Here is a 16,972-nt window from a genome sequence, read left to right on the forward strand (position 1 = left end):
TGTGCCCCGTTCGTCTCGCCGGAGGGGAAAGCGATGCCGTCGCGGCAGGATCAGCTGCACTCGTACCAGTTCACCGTCCAGCGGACGGTGGCCGCGCTGGTGACGCGGGAGACCGACCCGGCGCAGTCCCCGATGCGGCGGCTTGCCGGAGCCGGGATGGCCGGCGTCCTGGTGGCGGTCATCGGGCTGGGTGCTGCCGCCCTGTACGGCCTCTTCACCGGCGGCGGCGCGAAGTGGCGCGACACCGGCGTGGTGATCGTGGAGAAGGAGTCCGGTGCCCGGTTCGTCTACCGGGAGGAGAAGTTGCACCCGGTGCTCAACTACGCCTCCGCGCTGCTCATCGTCGGCACGCAGCGGCCGAAGACCGTACTGGTGTCCCGGCGGTCGATCGACGGGGTGCCGAGAGGGCTGCCGTTGGGCATTCGCGACGCTCCCGACTCGCTGCCACCGGCGGCCCGGCTGGCCACCGAACCGTGGTCGGTCTGTTCGGTGCCCCCGACCGGGCCCGCGGCAGCGGCGCGGTCGGTGCTGCTGGTGGGCGCGGGTGGCGCCGGCGGCCGGCCGCTGGGCCGGGACGCACTGCTGCTGCGTGACCCCGACGGCCGGCTGCACCTGCTCTGGCACCAGCAGCGGCACCTGATCCGGGACACCGACCGGGTGCTGGCCGCGTTGGTGACCACCCGTTCCCGGTCCGTACCGGTGGCCGCCGCTCTGCTCAACTCGGTGCCGGCCGGTCTCGACCTGGCCCCACTGGACCCGCCCGACCTGGGCCGGCGGTCCACCCGGGTTGCCGAGGCTCGGATCGGTGACGTGCTGGTGGTGAGCAACTCCGGCGGCGGGCGGCAGTATGCGGTGGTGCTGCGCGACGGGCTCGCCGGCATCACCGAGCTACAGGCCGGTCTGTTGCTCGCCCGTACCGGTCAGCGGGAGCCGGAGCAGATCAGCCTCGGCCGGTTCGCCGCCCTGCCCCAGCTGCCCGATCTCGTCCCCGCCGGGCCCGACGCGCCGCCGGTTGCTCCGCCCCGGCTGGCCACGCCGGAACCGTCGACGATCTGCGTGCGGGTGGCTGACGACACCGGTGCGGTCGAGGTGCGGCGGGGTGTGGAACTGCCGACGCCGGCCTCGACGCCGGAACAGCCGGCCGACTCGACGACCGCTGACCACGTGCTGGTGGAGCCGGGGCGGGGCGCGGTCGTCGAATCGGTCGCCACGCCGGGCGCCACCGGCGGCGCGATCTCCGTGGTGACCGACCTCGGCCGCCGGTACGCGCTCGCCGGCCCCGAGGTGACCGGCATGCTCGGCTACGCGGACGTGCGACCCGTCCGGCTGCCCGCAGGCGTGGTCAGCCTCGTACCCGCCGGCGCCTCGCTCGACCCGAGTGTGGCCCGCCAACGCGCCGCCCCCGCCTGACCTGCTCGGACTTGCGCCGCGGAAGTGGTAGGAAATTTCTCGGCGTGGGTTGTCGAATCCGGCGACCCTCGCTCGTCGCACTGACGACAGCACGTCAGACCGACCTCAAGGAGCAACCAGATGCGTACCCTGATCGCCACCGCGTTCGTCTCGCTCGACGGCGTCGTCGAGGCACCCGGCGGAGAACCGGGCTACCGCAACTCGGGCTGGACCTTCAACGACATCGCGTTCGACGAGGCCGCCTACGAGATCAAGGGCCGTGAGCAGGACGAGGCCACCGCGATGATGATGGGCCGGGTCAGCTACCAGGCGTTCGCCCCGGTGTGGCCGGAGATGACCGTCGAGTTCGCCGGCTACAACGCGATGCCGAAGTACGTCGTGTCGACCACCCTCAAGGAGCAGGACCTGGTGTCCAACTGGGGGGAGATCGTCATTCTCCGGTCGCTTGACGACGTCGCCGCGCTGAAGCAGACCGAGGGCGGCCCGATCAGCATCCACGGCAGCGCCACGCTGAACCGCAACCTCTCCGACGCCGGCCTGATCGACCGTTACCACCTGCTGGTCTTTCCGGTGCTGCTCGGCGCGGGCAAGCGGCTGTTCTCCGACACCGACCGGGACAAGCAGAACCTCAAGCTCATCGAGAGCGAGTCCTACGCCAACGGCATCCAGAAGCTGGTCTACGACGTGGTTCGTTGACCAGCCGACCGGCCCGGCCGGTGGTGCGGCACCGTCCCGCCTGACCGTGGTGGGTACATCTGTTGTCGCTCCGACGACAACAGATGTACCCACAGCCGAAGCCGGTCAGTGGCTGGGCGCGGACCTGATGCTCATGGCGACGGCGTCGGCCACCTGGTCGGGCGGCTGGGACGCGTCGACGAGATGAGCGCCGGTCACGTCGGCGAAGGTGGTGAGCGCGCGGGCAACATGGTCGTGTCGCCACTGGCGGGCAGCGACATCCAACTGGTCGGCATCGATGCGGACGCGCAACTGCTCCTCGGGGAGAGTGAGCACGACCTCGTGCACCTCGACGCCGTCCGCGCGGATACCGTCGAGAATCTGCTCGCGGTACACGGGGTTGATGAGGCTCATCGGCGCGATCCAGGGGCGGAAGCGTCCCGGTCGGGGTAGGCGCAGCTCAAGTGGGCGGTGTCGCGGTGCCGGCTCGGGCGAGCATTCCGGCGGCGGCGAGGACGCAGCAGAGGGCCACAGCGGCGAGTACGACAAGATATCCACCGCCGGTGTGCAGGATTGCGGCGGCACCGAGCGGTGCGGTGGCTCTAGCGATGGTGACGGGGGCGGCAAGTCGTCCAGCGATGGTTGCGTAGGCGGTGGTGCCGTAGCGGCCGGTGAGCAGGGCCGGGATGGCGAGATGGGCGATGCCGAACCCGATGCCGAATCCGGTAACGGTGATGACCGCCCCGATCCGGCTGTCTCCGGCGAAAGGTAGAGCGAGGATGGCGGCGGCCTGGATGGCGAAGACCGTGGCGACGATTGTGGTGACGGCGAAGCGGCGTCGGGCGGCGGTGAGGACGAGTCTGCCGGTGACGGACAGGACGCCCAGGAGGCCGGTGGTGGTGGCGGCGAAGGTGGCAGGGTGGCCGCGGCTGGTGAGGTAGCCGACGAGGTGGACGGCGATGATGCTGGTCGCGGCGCCGTGGGCGACGAGGGCGGCGGTGAGGATCCAGAATCGCGGGTCGTGGGTGGCCCTGCTGGCCGCCGCCCGTCGCTGGCCGCGGTCCGGATGCGCGGTGGGCGTGGACGCGGTGGGCGGCGGGATTGTGAGGGAGAGCAGCGGCACGGTCACCAGGCCGTGGATGGCGGCGAGCGTGAGCAGTGCGGCGCGCCAACCGAGGTGAGCGACCAGGTGGCCGGTGAGGGGCATGAAGATGGTGCTGGCGAAACCGGCGACGATGGTGACTGCGAGCAGGGCGGTGGGGCGTCGGTCGGGGGAGAAGCAGGAGACGATGACGGCGAAGGCGGGTTCGTAGAGGACCATCGCGCTGACGATTCCGATGCCCGTCATCACGGCGTACAGCTGTCCGACGGTCTGGACCTGCGACCAGGCGACCAGCAGGGCGGTGGCGGTGATCGAGCCTGCGGTCATGAGGACGCGTCCGCCGTGCCGGTCGAGCCATCTGCCGACGGGTATGGCCATCAGGGCCCCGGCGAGAACGCTTGCGGTCAGCGCGCCGGTGACGGCGGTGGTGGACGTGTCGAGGCTGGTGGCCATGGGCCTGAGGAGGACGGCGTAGGCGTAGTACAGCGTGCCGTAGCCCACCGTGGAGGTAATGGCGAGGGCGGCGACCATGCGCCACGGGTGGTGTCCGTCGGCTCTCGGATCGGCGGACACCACCGTGGAGGTGGTCATCAGCCGGTGCAACCGGGGTCGACCAGGGACGTCACCTGGGCGTCGTGCCTGAAGACGGTGGCTGCGGCGGGTCGTCCCGGGCGACCGTCGCCGGCGATGGACGAGACCGGGGTCGCCGTACCGCCCGGGCGGACCTGTCCGAACGGATCCTCGGACCCGGCCCGTGTCATCCGCAACATCCCTGTCCTGCGCTGATGGCGGCGGCCTTGGCGCTGGCATCGCAGCAGGAACCGGCAGCCTGGGCGGCCGCCGTCGAGCCGCAGCAGGGACTGGTGGTCGGCGTCTCGCCGGTGAGCGGGAGGGTCGTGTCGGCCGGCCGGGCGGGGCTGCCGCAGCAGGAACCGGAAGCGGTGGCTGGGTGGTCGGTGGATCCGACAGCTTGAGTGTTGTTGCTCATTTGAACTCCTCTCGATGGCCGCAGGATGATCAGGATGCGGCGTACGCATGTCCCTGCACTGTGGCTCTGTCTCGACAACCTTCGAAGCAGAGACTGCCCCTTGATTAGAGATATGTCAACCTAGAAGAGTATCGAAACAGCCTGCGGCGCTGCTCGGCGTCGAGCCTGATCGAGGGTGACGGGGCGGCCGTGCAAGACGGTTTCAGCCGTGCCAGGAGCGCCAGAGGGCGGCGTACGCGCCACCGGCGCGGACGAGTTCGTGGTGGCTGCCGAGTTCGGTGATCCGGCCGTCCTCCAGCACCGCCACCCGGTCGGCGTCGTGCGCGGTGTTGAGCCGGTGCGCGATGGCGATGACGGTACGCCCGTTGACCACGGCGGCGAGGGCCCGTTCGGTGCGCCGCGCGGTCGTCGGGTCGAGCGCGGCCGTCGCCTCGTCGAGGATCAGGGTGTGCGGGTCGGCGAGCACCAGCCGGGCCAGCGCGAGCTGTTGGGCGTCGGCGGCACCGAGTTCACGGGCACCGTCGCCGAGTTGCGTGTCGAGCCCGTCGGGCAGGTCGGCGTACCAGTCGGCGCTCACCGCGACAAGTGCGGCGCGCATCTGTTCGTCGGACGCGTCCGGTGCGGCGAAGGCGAGATTGTCGCGCAGCGTACCGATGAAGACGTGGTGTTCCTGGGTGACCAGGGCGATCCGGCGGCGCCGCTCGGCCGGGTCGAGGTCGGTGACCGCGACGCCGTCGAGGCTCACCACCCCCTCGCGCGGCACGTCGATTCCGGCGAGCAGCCGGGCGAGGGTGGACTTTCCCGCCCCCGAAGGGCCGACGATGGCGAGACGTTCGCCAGGGTGCACCACCAGATCGATCCCGTGCAGCACGTCGGGACCGTCGGCGTACGAGAAGCGGGCGCCGCGCACGACGAGCCGCCCGGAGCGGGCGGGTGCCGGGACGCGTGGTCGCGGGGCGGCGGCGGCTTCGGCCTGCTGGCCGACACCGAGTACGCGGGCGAACGAGGCGAGACCACGTTGGGCCTGTTCCATCCACTGCAGCAGCCGGTCCAGTGGCTCGATCGCCTGCTGAAGGTAGAGCGCCGCCGCCACCACCTCGCCGAGGCTCACCATGCCACGGTCCAGCAGTAGACCGCCGAACAGCAGCACCACCGCGATCGGGAGTGCGTAGCTCGCCTCCACCACCGGGAAGAAGACCGACCGCAGCGCCAGGGTCGCCCGGCGGGTGGCCCACACCCGGCCGATGCGCTGCCGGCCGTACGCGGTGCGGTCGGCGCCGAGGCGGAGCGCCTCGACGGTGCGGGCGCCCTCCGCGGTCGTGGTCAACGCCTCGGTCAGCTCGGCGGTCGCGGCCCCTTCGGCAAGGTACGCCGGCCTGGCGCGACGCAGGTACCAGCGGGTGACCGCGACGATCGACGGAAGCCCGCTCAGGGCGACCAGACCGAGCAGCGGATGCAGCAGGAAGATCGCACCGAAGAGCAGCGTCAGCTGGGTCGAGGCGATGACCATGACGGGCACCACGTCCCGGACGGTGCTCCCGACCGTCGTCACGTCCACCGAGCTGCGGGTGGCCAGTTCGCCGGTGCCGGCGCGCTCGACCACGGCGATGGGCAGGTCGAGCGTACGGGCGACGAACCCCTCGCGCAGCCGGGCGACGGCACGTTCGCCGAACCGGTGACCGGTGTACTGGGCGTACCGGGTGAGCAGCCCGTGAGCCAGCACGCAGCCGCCGATCGCGAGCGCCAGGCGGTCCACGGCGGCGACGCCGGCGCCGGCCGCGACCTCGTCCACGATCCTGCCAACCAGCCACGGCGTGGCGAGCCCGGCGACCGCTGCGGCGCCGTGCAGCACCAGCATCACGGCGACGGCGCGGCGGTCCACGGCGACGAGGCCCAGCGCCGCACGACGGACGACCTGCCGGTCCGCGACGGGCAGTCCGCTCACCGCAGCGATCCGTCAGCGTCGGCGACCTCGTTGTCCCGGGACACCAGGGCCCGGTAGCTCGGTTCCTGTTCGAGCAGTTCGACGTGGCTGCCGGCAGCGGTGATCCGGCCGTGGCGCAGGTGGGCGACCAGGTCGGCCTGACCGAGCAGCAGCGGTGAGGTGGTCAGCACGACTGTCGTACGTTCGGCCCGCGCCGCGTGGAGTCGCTGCGCGATGCGCGCCTCGGTGTGCGCGTCCACCGCCGAGGTCGGGTCGACGAGGATCAGCACGTCCGGCTCGGCGAGCAGAGCGCGGGCCAGGCGTACGCGTTGTCGCTGGCCGCCGGAGAGGGTCCGGGCCCGCGTGCCGATCGGCATCGCGAGCCCCTCCGGATGGGCGTCGACCACATCCTCCGCCGACGCCGTGCGCAGGGCCGTCCGCAGGTCGGTGTCGTCGAGGTCGGCCCGGACGTGCAGGATCTCGCGCAGTGTCCCGGCAAAGAGGTAGGAGTCGTGGTCGGCGACGAGGATCCGGGCCCGCACCTCGTCCAGCGCGATGCTGGTCAGCGGTACGCCACCCCAGGTCACCTCGCTGGCGACGAACCGCCCGAGGCGGTCGGCCAACGCGATGGACTCGGCCGGGTCGTCGGCGGCGACGGCAAGCAGCCGCCCGGCGGGTACGGTCAGCCCGGTGTCGGGATCGTGCAGGTCGGCGGGCCCGTCCGGGGCGGGTCGAGGCGGCCCGCCGACCGGCGACGGCGGGCCGGCCACGTCCGGCCTCAGGTTGAGCAGCGCGACGATCCGGCGGGCGGCGACCCGCCCCCGGATCAGCTGGTGGCCGCCTTCGAGCAGGAACCACACCGGCACGATGAGCACCGCCACGTACCCGTAGACGGCCACCATCTGCCCGATGGTGATGTCACCGGCCGAGGCCATCCGGGCCGCCAGCCACACCACGGCGGCCAGGAACAGCCCCGGGATGGCGATCGTCAGCGCCTCGATCCAGCTGTTCACGGCACCGACCCGGTATCCCTCCGCCAGCAGCCGCTGCGAGCGGGCCGCGTACCGGCGGGCGAACAGTCCCCGCCCACCGACCCCGGCGAGCACCCGTAGCCCGGCCACGATGTCGGCGGCCCGGGTGGTGAGCAGACCCTGCTGGTGCCGGTAGACCGACTCGACCCGTTCGAGGCGGCGCAGCAGCGGCCCGACGAGGAGCACCACCGCCGGCACGCCGAGCAGCACGAACACCGCCAGCAACGGGGACACCGACCACAGGAGAAAGGCGACGAAGACGTACGCGAGGACGGCCCCGACGCCCGGCCCGGTCATGGTCAGCACCGCCGAGGTGTGGATGATGTCGGCACCGCCCACGGTGGCGACCTCCCCGGCGGCGAGTCTGCGGGGCAGTACGGCACCGATCCGGGACAGGTGACGCAACAGGACCGCGGCGGACCGGGCCGACGCATCCTCCCGGACGAACGTCATCGTGCGGTGCCGCATGATGCCCAGGTAGGCCAAGGCCATCCCGGCGACGACGATCGCGGCCACCCACCACAGCAGCGCCCGGTGATCCGCGGCGCGCAGTCCGTCGTCGATGGCGCGGGCGACGAGGTACGGCCGGGCCGACAACCCGAGCATCCAGGCCGTGCCGATGAGACCGCCGCGTAGCACCCGCCACGGCTGGCGGCGGACCAGCCACCAGATGTACCTCAGTGGACCCCTCGTGTCCGGCGTGCCCGGCTCGGCGTGCGGGAGCTGTGGGGGCATCGGTTCAGGCTACGGTGGGGCGCGGGACGCTTCCACGTCAATATCAGCCGGTCCGGGCGTCGACGCGGCGGATGGCGGGGAGCGGCGATCAGGTGGGGCGGCGCAGGATGGTGACGGCGAAGTCCGCGTCGTCGCGCCACGGCCGCAGGTCCCAGGTGGCGAAGCGGTGTTCCAGACGCAGTCCGGCGCCGATCGCGTCGGCGTCGAAGTCGGTGAGTGGATACCCCCGGTCGGTGCCGAATCCGACCGCGACCACGCCGTCCGGTCGCAGGTGCGCGGCGACCCGGCTGAGCACCTGGCGTTCGGTGCCGGCGGCGACGAAGGCCATCACGTTGCCGGCGAGCACCGCCGCGTCGAACGGCTCGCTCTCGCCGGCCGCCGCGAGGTCCAACTCGGCCAGATCGGCGACGAGCCAACGGGGCGCGGGGTGGTCGGCCCGGGCCGCGTCGATCAGCACCGGGTCCGCGTCCACCCCGACCACCGTGTGACCACGCGCCGCCAACTCGGCGCCGACCCGACCGGTCCCGCAGCCGGCGTCGAGGATCCGGGAGGCCGGCGGCACCAGCGTGTCGAGCAGTCGGGCCTCACCCGCCAGATCCGCCCCTTCGGCCGCCAACTGCCGGAACCGGTTGACGTACCACTGCGAGTGCTCGGGACCGGTGTCGGTGGCCCATCGGGTCCTGTTGGTCATGTCTGCACCGTATCCGGACTGGCTCGGGGCAGCCGTCCGACCGCCGGAACGGACCAACGGCAGGTGTCCGGAGACCAACTCGCGCGCTACCATGTCGTGACTCATGGTGAACCGAACTGTTCCGCCGGCCGGGCCGGGCCCGGCTCTGGGCACTGACGCTGCCGGTGAGCATGGCCGGATGTGGGGGGTGGCCCGCGCCACCCTCGACGGAAATTGGGCGGGCGGACACACGGTGCCGTCGCGCACCCTGTACCCGCACCAGTGGAGTTGGGACTCGGCCTTCATCGCGATCGGCTGGGCGCATATCCGCCCCGACCGCACCTGGTCGGAGCTGGACAGCCTGTTCCGCGCCCAGTGGCGCGACGGCCGGGTGCCGCACATCGTGTTCAACCCGGCGGTGGCTGGCGGCGCCTACTTTCCCGGCCCCGGGTTCTGGTCGTCGAACACCGTCGAGGGAACACCTCCGGTGGCCACCTCCGGCCTGGTGCAGCCGCCCGTGCACGCGTTGGCCGCCTGGCACGCGTACCGTCGCGTGCCGTCGGAGGCGGGCCGCGTCGCGTTGCGACGGCTCTATCCGCGCCTGGTGGCGCAGCAGCGCTACCTCGCCACCTGTCGCGATGTCGGTGGCGCCGGGTTGGCCAGCATCGTGCACCCGTGGGAGTCCGGACTGGACAACAGCCCGGCCTGGGACGGGCCGATGTCCGCGGTGCCGGCGGAGGCGGCGGTGATGCGCGCGTACCGGCGGCGCGACACCGTGCACGCCGATCCCGCCCACCGACCCACCGACCTGGACTACGCGCGGTACGTCACCATGGTCACCGCGTACCGGGCGGGCGGTTACCGCGACGACAGCCTGGCCGACCGGCATCCGTTCCTGGTCGAGTGTCCGCTGTTCAACGCGGCGATGGGGGCGTCGGAGGTGGCGCTCGCCGGCATCGCCGAGGCGATCGGCGTCGACCCGGGCCCGCACCGGGAGCGGGCCGTCGCCATCACCGAGGCCGTGGTGACCCGGCTGTACGACCTGGACACCGGCACCTTCCACCCGCGTGACCTGCGGACCGGCCGATTGACACCGGCCCGTACGGTGCTCGGCCTGACCCCGCTGATCCTGCCCGGCCTGCCGGCGCGACAGGTCGAGACGGTGCTCGCCGAGGCCCGCTCGGCCCGCTTCGGCCTCGCCGCCCGGATGGACCGGCCGCTGCCCAGCCACGACCGCACCGCCACCGACTTCGAGCCGCTGCGCTACTGGCGCGGCCCGAGCTGGATGAACATCACCTGGCTGATCCGGCTTGGACTGCTACGGCACGGACACGACCGGTTGGCGGCCGGACTGCGCTCCTCGATGATCGACCTGGTCGCGGCGGCCGGTTGCCACGAGTACTTCCACCCGGACACCGGTGTCGGCCTGGGCTCACCAGCGTTCAGCTGGACGGCGGCCCTGCTGCTGGACGTGCTGGCCGACTGACCGGTGCGGCCGGAGCCTGCCGGCGCCCTGCCCGGGGTGGCGCGGCGGGTGGCGCTGCCCGGGGGCAGGTAGGTTGCTGACCAGGATCGGCCGGCTGCCGCGCCGGTCCCGGGCGGCACCGTGACCGGGTGACCCGACTGGAGGGACGCGCAATGAGCCGGGACAGCTTCGACGAGCAGCTCGACCGGCTCACCGGCGTCCTGGCGTTGATGAGTCGGGACGCCGGCTCGGCGATCCGGGGGGCCAGCACCGCGCTGCTGGAGGTGGACCGGGACGCGGCCGAGAGGGTGCTCGCCGGTGACACTGTGCTGGACTCCCGGCGGTCCGAGGTGGAGGCGATGATCCCCGAGGTGCTGGTACGGCACCAGCCGGTCGCCTCGGACCTGCGCCTGGTGGTGTGCGCGCTGCGGATGGCCGGTGCCCTGGAACGCATGGGTGACCTCGCGGTGCACGTCGCGAAGGTCGCGTTGCGCCGGCATCCGATCGGGGTGGTCCCGGAGCCGGCGATGCCGGTGATGACGGCGCTGGCCGAGGCGGCTGCGCGGGTGGCGGACAAGTGCGCGGTCGTGCTGGCCACCCGGGACCGGCTCGACGCGATGCAGCTCGGGCTGGACGACGACGAGGTCGACGCCGCGCAGGAACGCCTGCTGTCGCTGCTGGTCTCCGGCTGGCCGTACGGGGTGGAGTCCGCGATCGACCTGGCCCTGCTCGGCCGCTACTACGAGCGCTACGCCGATCAGGCGGTGAACGTCGCCCGTCAGGTCGTCTACCTGGTGACCGGCACCATCCGGCTCTGACACGGCACCCGTAGGGCAGCCGGCGGGCCCCAGATTCCGGACATCCGGTACGGCGCGTCCGCAACTTCACATCCCGACTCCCAGGTGGCCATCACCGAGCCGGCAAGTTCATTTTTCGTTCACCTGGGTCCGGGAGTCCGGCTACCTGGGCCTCCTAGCTTGACTCGCGTACGGCCCGGACGGGCTGATGCACCCCGATAGAGAGGCTTACCTGGTGAACCGCAACGTGCTTTCGCGGCGCGTCCTTGCCGGCGTCGCGCTTGCCGCGCTCGCGCTTACCGGCTGTGGTAGCAACGACAACAGCTCGGAGCCGGGCGGCAGTGGCGGCGACGGCGCCTACGCCGACCTGTCCGGCGAGTTGAAGGCGTCGGGCGCCAGCTTCCCGGACGCTTACTACCAAGAGGTCGTCGAGGCCTTCAAGGCCGAGGCATCCGACGTGACGGTCACCTACAACGCGACCGGATCCGGCACCGGCAAGAAGCAGTTCGGTGAGGGCCTGGTCGACTTTGCCGGCACCGACAGCCTGGTGAAGGACACCGACGGCGTGACCGCCGGTTCGTTCATGTACGTGCCGACGGTGGCGGCCCCGATCACGGTTTCCTACAACCTTGAGGGCGTCGACAAGCTCCAGCTCAGCCCGGAGACGCTCGCCAAGATCTTCCAGACCGACATCAAGACCTGGGACGACGCGGCCGTCAAGGCCGACAACCCGGGTGTCGAGCTGCCCAACACGCCGATCACCGTCGCGCACCGTTCGGACGGTTCCGGCACCACCAGCAACTTCACCAAGTACCTCGACGCCGCGGCGGCGGGCACCTGGAAGCTGGGCAGCGGTGACACGGTGGCCTGGCCGGCCAGCACCCAGGGTGGCGAGAAGAACACCGGTGTCGCGCAGATCGTCAAGCAGACCAACGGCGCCGTCGGGTACGTCGACCTGAGCGACGCCAAGGCGACCGGCCTGAAGTTCGCCGCCATCAAGAACAAGGACGGCCAGTTCGTCGAGCCGTCCCTGGAGGGCACCACCGCCGGCCTGGAAGGTGCCGAGGTCGCCGAGGACCTGAGCTACAACCCGCTCAACGCCGCCGGTGCCTCCGCCTATCCGATCACCGCGCCGACGTTCATCATCGTCAAGACGTCCTACGACGACGCGAACAAGGCCGCGCTGGTCAAGGGCTTCCTCACCTACCTGCTCAACGACGGCCAGGAGCTGGCCGAGGAGGTCGACTTCGCACCGCTGCCGGCCTCCCTCAAGGAGAAGGCGCTGGCCCAGGTCGAGAAGATCCAGGGCTGATCAAATCAAGATCGCTAGGGCGTTCCAGCTGGGGACGGGATCACGTCGATCCCGTCCCTAGCGGGGTACCTGAGCTGGAGTGAAGATGACCTTGACGAACAATCCCCCCGCCGCCAAGCCGACGTTGACCCAGCGCGGCAGCAGCGCCCTCGGCGACCGCGTCTTCTCCTGGTGGACGCTCGGCACCGGCCTGCTGGTGCTGGCCATCCTCGGGCTGATCCTCATCACCACCGTCCGGGAGGCCTGGCCGGCGTTCGACGCGATGGGCCTGCGCTTCATCACCGAACGGGTCTGGGACCCGAACCCGGCCACCGGCGACGCCATCTTCGGCGCGCTGTCGTTCGCGTACGGCACCGCGGTCTCGTCGCTTATCGCGCTGTTGTTCGCGGTGCCGGTCTCGGTCGGCATCGCGCTGTTCCTCACCGAGCTGGCCCCGCGCCGGCTGCGCGGCCCCGCGGTGACCGTGATCGATCTGCTGGCCGCCGTGCCGTCGGTGGTCTTCGGGCTCTGGGGCATCCTGGTCGTGGCACCCGCCCTGGTCCCGATCTACCAGTGGATGCATGACGTCTTCGGCGGCATCCCGCTGCTCGGCCGCCTCTTCGGCCCGGTGGGCAGCGGCCGGAACTTCATGACCGCCGGCCTGATTCTCGCGATCATGGTCACGCCGATCATCACCTCGATCACCCGCGAGGTGTTCAGCACGGTGCCGCGTGCCGACAAGGACGCCGCCCTCGCCCTGGGCGCGACCCGCTGGGAGATGATCCGGGGCGCGGTCTTCCCGCACAGCTTCGGCGGGGTGGTCGGCGCGGTGATGCTCGGCCTGGGCCGGGCGATGGGCGAGACGATCGCGGTCGCGCTGGTCATCGGCGGCGCCACCAACATCACCGCCAACCTGTTCGCCCCCGGCAACTCGATGGCCGCCGTCATCGTGCAGCAGTTCGGCGAGTCCACCGGCACCTTCACCGCCGCGCTGATCGGTCTCGGCGTGGTGCTGTTCGCGATGACGGTGCTGATCAACGTGCTCGCCCAGGTGGTCGTCCGTCGGGCCGAGGCCCGGATGAAGGGAAGCGTCGCGTGACTCTCACCGCACCACCCGCCGCCCGGCCGGCCGCCGGCGGGCCCGACCTGACCCGGGCGGCGCTCTCCGGCCGCCGCCGGTTCACCAACCATCTCGCCACGGCGGCCATCTGGGTCGCCGTGCTGCTCGCCGTCATCCCGCTGGCGCTGGTGACCTACACCGTCCTCGCCAAGGGCGGTGGGGTGATGAGCCTGTCGTTCCTGAACGAGGACATTCCAAACTCCTACCGCCGCGAAGGTGGTGGGATGGGCCCGGCGATCGTCGGCACGTTGCTCATCACCGGGATGGCCGCCCTGATGGCGATCCCGCTCGGCGTCTTCGGCGCGATCTACCTCAACGAGTACGGCAAGCAGCGGCCGTTGGCCCGGGTCATCCGGCTGATGTCCGACGTGATGACCGGCGTGCCGTCGATCGTGATGGGCCTGTTCATCTACATCTCCTGGGTGCTGCTCGTCGGTGAGCAGACCGGCTTCGCCGGCGCGCTGGCGTTGGCCTGTCTGATGTTGCCGGTGGTCATCCGGAGCAGCGAGGAGATGCTCCGGCTGGTCCCCGACGAGCTGCGGCAGGCGAGCATGGCGCTCGGCGCCCGCAAGTGGAAGACCACCCTGACCGTGGTGCTGCCGGCGGCGATCTCGGGGATCACCAGCGGCTCGCTGCTGGCCGTCGCCCGTGCGGCCGGTGAGACCGCCCCGATCATCATCGTCACCGGCATCGTCTTCTCGCCCAACTGGAACCTCTTCGACGGCTCCAACACGGCGTTGCCGGCGCAGATCTTCCGTAATGCCAGCCAGCCCTTCCCGGCCGCACAGGACCGGGCCTGGGGTGCGGCGCTGACGCTCATCGTGATCGTGCTCGGCTTCACGATCATCGCCCGTTTCATCTCCAGCCGGTTCGCCATCAAGGAGCGCTGACATGGCCAGCAACGACACCAACCTCACCACCCGCCCGTCCGTGGCGGTGCACGCTCCCGGCACCACCGTCTCCGGCGCGGACTCCGCCAACGCGTCAGTGATGCAGCTGCGCGACGTCAGCGTCTACTACGGCAGCTACGAGGCGGTCCGCGGCACCACGATGCCGATCCAGCAGAACCAGGTCACCGCGATGATCGGGCCCTCCGGCTGCGGCAAGTCGACGGTGTTGCGGGCGCTCAACCGGATGAACGACCCGATCCCGGGCGCCCGGGTCAGCGGCGACGTTCTCTTCCACGGCCAGGACCTGTACGCCAAGGACGTCGACCCGATCCAGGTGCGCCGCCGCATCGGCATGGTGTTCCAGAAGCCCAACCCGTTTCCCAAGTCCATCTACGACAACGTGGCGTACGGGTTGCGGATCAACGGCATCAAGGGTCGCCTCGACGACCACGTCGAGGAGGCCCTGACCAAGGCCGCGCTCTGGGACGAGGTCAAGGACAAGCTGCGCAAGAGCGCTCTGGCGCTCTCCGGCGGCCAGCAGCAGCGGCTCTGCATCGCCCGGACGATCGCCGTCAAGCCCGAGGTGATCCTGATGGACGAGCCCTGCTCGGCCCTCGACCCGATCGCCACGGCGAAGATCGAGGATCTGATCTTCGAGCTGACGAACGACTACACCATCGTCATCGTCACCCACAACATGCAGCAGGCGGCCCGGGTCAGCCACTACACCGCGTTCTTCACCGCCGAGGTGGACGAGGCGCAGGAGCGGCACGGGCGGCTCGTCGAGTTCAGCCAGACCGGCAAGTTGTTCACCAACCCCGCCGACAAGCGTACGGAGGACTACATCACCGGTCGCTTCGGCTGAGGCCGAACGCGACGGTCGGCGGTGGGTCGCCGTTGGGCAAGGGTGACCCACCGGGAGTGGCTGGCTCGTCGTGAGCCCAGCCGCGTCCGGCCGACCGTCGCCGACCTGTAGTGCGGGGGATCGCCCTGCGCGACCGAGGGTGTCGCGGCGGGCCTGAACTGAACCGGAGCCGGTGTGCGATGAACAATCTCGTCGAGGCCACCAGGGGTGACCATCGATCCGACGGGCGTTTCGTGCTGCTCGTGGTGGACGACGACGAGAGCGTCGGTGCCGCGTTGGTCGCCCAGCTGGCCGACCACCGGGTACGCGGCCACCACTTCGCGCACGCCGCCGAGGCGCTGCTGGCCGCCGGGGCACTGCAACCGGACGCGGCCGTGGTCGCCGCCGGTCTGTCCACGATGAGCTGCACCGAGTTGGTGCGGCTGCTCGCCAGTCGGGCCGGCATCCCCACGGTGGTCGGGGTCGGTGACGAGGACGGTGGGGTGGCCGCCGCCGCGCTCAAGGCCGGTGCCACGGCGTGCGTCCGGCGTCCCTACCGGCCCGAGGAGGTCCTGCCGCTCCTGCGGGCCATCCGCCCGGAGACCTCCGGTGCCCTCGATCCACCCATCGAGTTGGGCGGGTTGCGGGTGGACCCGGCGACGTTCGAGGTGAGTCTGGACGGCCGGACGGTGGCCCTGCCCTTGAAGGAGTTCCGGCTGCTCTACTTCTTCATGACGCACGCGGAGCGGACGGTCACCCGCGAACAACTGCTCGCCGCCGTCTGGGGTGGCATCTCCGACGACACGTCGAACACCCTGACCGTGCACATCAAACGGCTGCGTCGGCGACTGGCGCTGGACGGCGACCAGGCACCGATGATCGTGACCGTACGCGGCCTGGGCTACCGTTTCGTGCCCGCCCAGGCCACGGCAACGCCGACGACGTCGTGAACATGCCGGCGCTGCCGTCGTACCCGCCGTCGGGGACACCGACGGAGGGGATGGTGCTGGTGGCGGTCCCGCTGGCGTACGTCCCGCACGTGGCCCGGCTGCTGGCCGACCTCGACGCCCGGCACCGGGTGGGGCCGGTGCCCCGTCGGCGGGCCGACCCGACGCCCCACCCGGCGGAGTCGGACTGGACGGTCGAGGATCTGCGTCGGCTCAGCCAGGGGCGCAGTGCCACCCATCGGACGGTCGCCGCCGTGCTCGACGCGCTCGCCGCCGAGCCGGAGCGGCTGTTCACGGTGGCGGACCTGGCCGAGGCCACGGGACGGCCCCGCAAGAAGATCATCGGTGCGATGGCGGGGTTGACCCGGCTGCTCAAGGCCCACTACGACTACGCCGGCCGGGGGTTTCCGTTCGACCGAATGCCCGGGCGGCCGGAGGCCCCTCGGGAGCTGTGCTACACGATGGACCGGGTACGCGCCGCACGTTGGCGCGAGGCACAGCATCGCGGCCCCGAGACAGCCGGGAAAGTCGGCGCGCAGCCGGACCTGTGACCAGCCGGCCGGCGTGATTCAGCTCCCGGCGACGTGGGTGGCCGCGGCGCATCGGTTTCCGGCAGCGGCCTCCAGCCGGCGGACCTGCTCGATCACCGCCACCACGACGGCGTGTCCCTCCGGCGACAGGCGGGCGTCGACCAGCCGCCGGGCCACCTGCCGGAGGTACGGGTCGGCAAGCAGCTGGACGAGGTCGTCGTCGGGTAGCTCCCGATCGATCGGTCGACCGGTGAAGAACGAGGGCGGACGATCAAAGAAGGCGGCTATCGCCTCCACCACGGATCGCCGCGGGTCCGGTGCTCGTCCCTGGCGCAGGTTGTTGAGATGGGTGTGGGAGATGCGGCAGCCGCGCCGGGTCAACTCGGCGGCGACATGGCGGACGCTGTACGGCTTGCCGGTCGGGTCCGAGGTGGTTCGGAACAGCCAGTCGAGACGCTCGGCGAAGGTCTCGCCGGGGTGGTGCGGCTCCTCAGGCATGGAGGCTCCTCGCACGGCGGAACACCATATTTACACGAGGGCTGGACATGGCATC

The 16,972-nt window shown here is 71.2% G+C and carries 18 protein-coding genes; 11 read left to right on the plus strand and 7 right to left on the minus strand.

Translation table 11 applies throughout. The features are described from left to right. Nucleotides 1-33 precede the first annotated feature (33 nt). Both eccB and Vse01_RS01260 read left to right on the plus strand, forming a co-directional pair. Complete coding sequence (gene eccB, locus Vse01_RS01255) at nucleotides 34-1,410, plus strand: type VII secretion protein EccB (protein WP_093402280.1); 1,377 nt, start codon at nucleotides 34-36, stop codon at nucleotides 1,408-1,410. 120 nt (nucleotides 1,411-1,530) lie between these two features. After that, nucleotides 1,531-2,106: a dihydrofolate reductase family protein gene (locus Vse01_RS01260; protein ID WP_093402281.1), complete on the plus strand. Its 576-nt coding sequence runs from the start codon at nucleotides 1,531-1,533 to the stop codon at nucleotides 2,104-2,106. Between the two features lie 105 nt (nucleotides 2,107-2,211). Here Vse01_RS01260 and Vse01_RS01265 read toward each other — a convergent pair whose 3' ends face one another. The 3 genes from Vse01_RS01265 to Vse01_RS01275 are packed head-to-tail and all read right to left on the minus strand — an operon-like array spanning nucleotide 2,212 to nucleotide 3,948. Next, nucleotides 2,212-2,499 (minus strand): P-loop nucleotide/nucleoside kinase family protein, encoded by a 288-nt coding sequence (locus Vse01_RS01265; protein ID WP_232511086.1) that lies wholly within the window; start codon nucleotides 2,497-2,499, stop codon nucleotides 2,212-2,214. A gap of 46 nt (nucleotides 2,500-2,545) precedes the next feature. Then, the gene (locus Vse01_RS01270) at nucleotides 2,546-3,778 is read right to left on the minus strand and encodes an MFS transporter (RefSeq protein ID WP_093402282.1); all 1,233 of its coding nucleotides are present in this window, start codon (nucleotides 3,776-3,778) and stop codon (nucleotides 2,546-2,548) included. After that, complete coding sequence (locus tag Vse01_RS01275) at nucleotides 3,778-3,948, minus strand: hypothetical protein (protein ID WP_170863329.1); 171 nt, start codon at nucleotides 3,946-3,948, stop codon at nucleotides 3,778-3,780. Before Vse01_RS01275 ends, Vse01_RS01270 begins: the two co-directional genes overlap by 1 nt. Nucleotides 3,949-3,972: 24 nt before the next feature. Here Vse01_RS01275 and Vse01_RS01280 point away from each other — a divergent pair, with 24 nt between their 5' ends. Then, on the plus strand, nucleotides 3,973-4,161 hold the full coding sequence (locus tag Vse01_RS01280; protein ID WP_170863330.1) for a hypothetical protein: 189 nt from the start codon (nucleotides 3,973-3,975) through the stop codon (nucleotides 4,159-4,161). Nucleotides 4,162-4,377: 216 nt separating this feature from the next. Here the strand turns inward: Vse01_RS01280 and Vse01_RS01285 are convergent, their stop codons facing one another. The 3 genes from Vse01_RS01285 to Vse01_RS01295 form a co-directional block, all read right to left on the minus strand. Then, nucleotides 4,378-6,120: an ABC transporter ATP-binding protein gene (locus Vse01_RS01285; protein WP_093402284.1), complete on the minus strand. Its 1,743-nt coding sequence runs from the start codon at nucleotides 6,118-6,120 to the stop codon at nucleotides 4,378-4,380. After that, nucleotides 6,117-7,865 carry an ABC transporter ATP-binding protein gene (locus Vse01_RS01290; RefSeq protein ID WP_093402285.1) on the minus strand — a complete coding sequence of 583 codons (1,749 nt, stop codon included), beginning with the start codon at nucleotides 7,863-7,865 and terminating at the stop codon, nucleotides 6,117-6,119. Before Vse01_RS01290 ends, Vse01_RS01285 begins: the two co-directional genes overlap by 4 nt. 88 nt (nucleotides 7,866-7,953) lie before the next feature. Further along, nucleotides 7,954-8,556, minus strand: coding sequence for a class I SAM-dependent methyltransferase (locus tag Vse01_RS01295; RefSeq protein WP_093402286.1), 603 nt, complete (start codon nucleotides 8,554-8,556; stop codon nucleotides 7,954-7,956). A 103-nt stretch (nucleotides 8,557-8,659) separates the two neighbouring features. On the opposite strand from Vse01_RS01295, the gene Vse01_RS01300 reads away from it, so the two are divergent. The 8 genes from Vse01_RS01300 (at nucleotide 8,660) to Vse01_RS01335 (ending at nucleotide 16,440) form a co-directional block, all read left to right on the plus strand. Beyond that, nucleotides 8,660-10,021 carry an MGH1-like glycoside hydrolase domain-containing protein gene (locus Vse01_RS01300; RefSeq protein ID WP_373870609.1) on the plus strand — a complete coding sequence of 454 codons (1,362 nt, stop codon included), beginning with the start codon at nucleotides 8,660-8,662 and terminating at the stop codon, nucleotides 10,019-10,021. Nucleotides 10,022-10,173: 152 nt separating this feature from the next. Next, a complete protein-coding gene (phoU, locus tag Vse01_RS01305; protein ID WP_093402288.1) occupies nucleotides 10,174-10,818 on the plus strand; it encodes a phosphate signaling complex protein PhoU in 645 nt (214 codons plus the stop codon). A 214-nt stretch (nucleotides 10,819-11,032) separates the two neighbouring features. Continuing rightward, nucleotides 11,033-12,109, plus strand: coding sequence for a phosphate ABC transporter substrate-binding protein PstS (gene pstS / locus Vse01_RS01310; protein ID WP_093402289.1), 1,077 nt, complete (start codon nucleotides 11,033-11,035; stop codon nucleotides 12,107-12,109). Between the two features lie 85 nt (nucleotides 12,110-12,194). Then, the gene (gene pstC / locus Vse01_RS01315) at nucleotides 12,195-13,187 is read left to right on the plus strand and encodes a phosphate ABC transporter permease subunit PstC (protein ID WP_232511087.1); all 993 of its coding nucleotides are present in this window, start codon (nucleotides 12,195-12,197) and stop codon (nucleotides 13,185-13,187) included. Further along, a complete protein-coding gene (gene pstA, locus Vse01_RS01320) occupies nucleotides 13,184-14,098 on the plus strand; it encodes a phosphate ABC transporter permease PstA (protein WP_093402291.1) in 915 nt (304 codons plus the stop codon). The genes pstC and pstA overlap by 4 nt, the downstream gene beginning before the upstream one ends. Before the next feature lies 1 nt (nucleotide 14,099). Next, a complete protein-coding gene (gene pstB / locus Vse01_RS01325) occupies nucleotides 14,100-14,963 on the plus strand; it encodes a phosphate ABC transporter ATP-binding protein PstB (protein ID WP_093402292.1) in 864 nt (287 codons plus the stop codon). Nucleotides 14,964-15,142: 179 nt separating this feature from the next. Beyond that, nucleotides 15,143-15,892, plus strand: a complete 750-nt coding sequence (locus Vse01_RS01330; RefSeq protein ID WP_093402293.1) for a winged helix-turn-helix transcriptional regulator — start codon at nucleotides 15,143-15,145, stop codon at nucleotides 15,890-15,892. 2 nt (nucleotides 15,893-15,894) lie between these two features. Beyond that, a complete protein-coding gene (locus tag Vse01_RS01335; RefSeq protein ID WP_093402294.1) occupies nucleotides 15,895-16,440 on the plus strand; it encodes a hypothetical protein in 546 nt (181 codons plus the stop codon). A gap of 18 nt (nucleotides 16,441-16,458) precedes the next feature. On the opposite strand, the gene Vse01_RS01340 is transcribed toward Vse01_RS01335, so the two are convergent. Then, nucleotides 16,459-16,917, minus strand: a complete 459-nt coding sequence (locus tag Vse01_RS01340; protein WP_093402295.1) for a hypothetical protein — start codon at nucleotides 16,915-16,917, stop codon at nucleotides 16,459-16,461. Nucleotides 16,918-16,972: the final 55 nt, after the last annotated feature.

Source organism: Micromonospora sediminimaris (assembly GCF_016863575.1).
Lineage (GTDB): Bacteria > Actinomycetota > Actinomycetes > Mycobacteriales > Micromonosporaceae > Micromonospora > Micromonospora sediminimaris.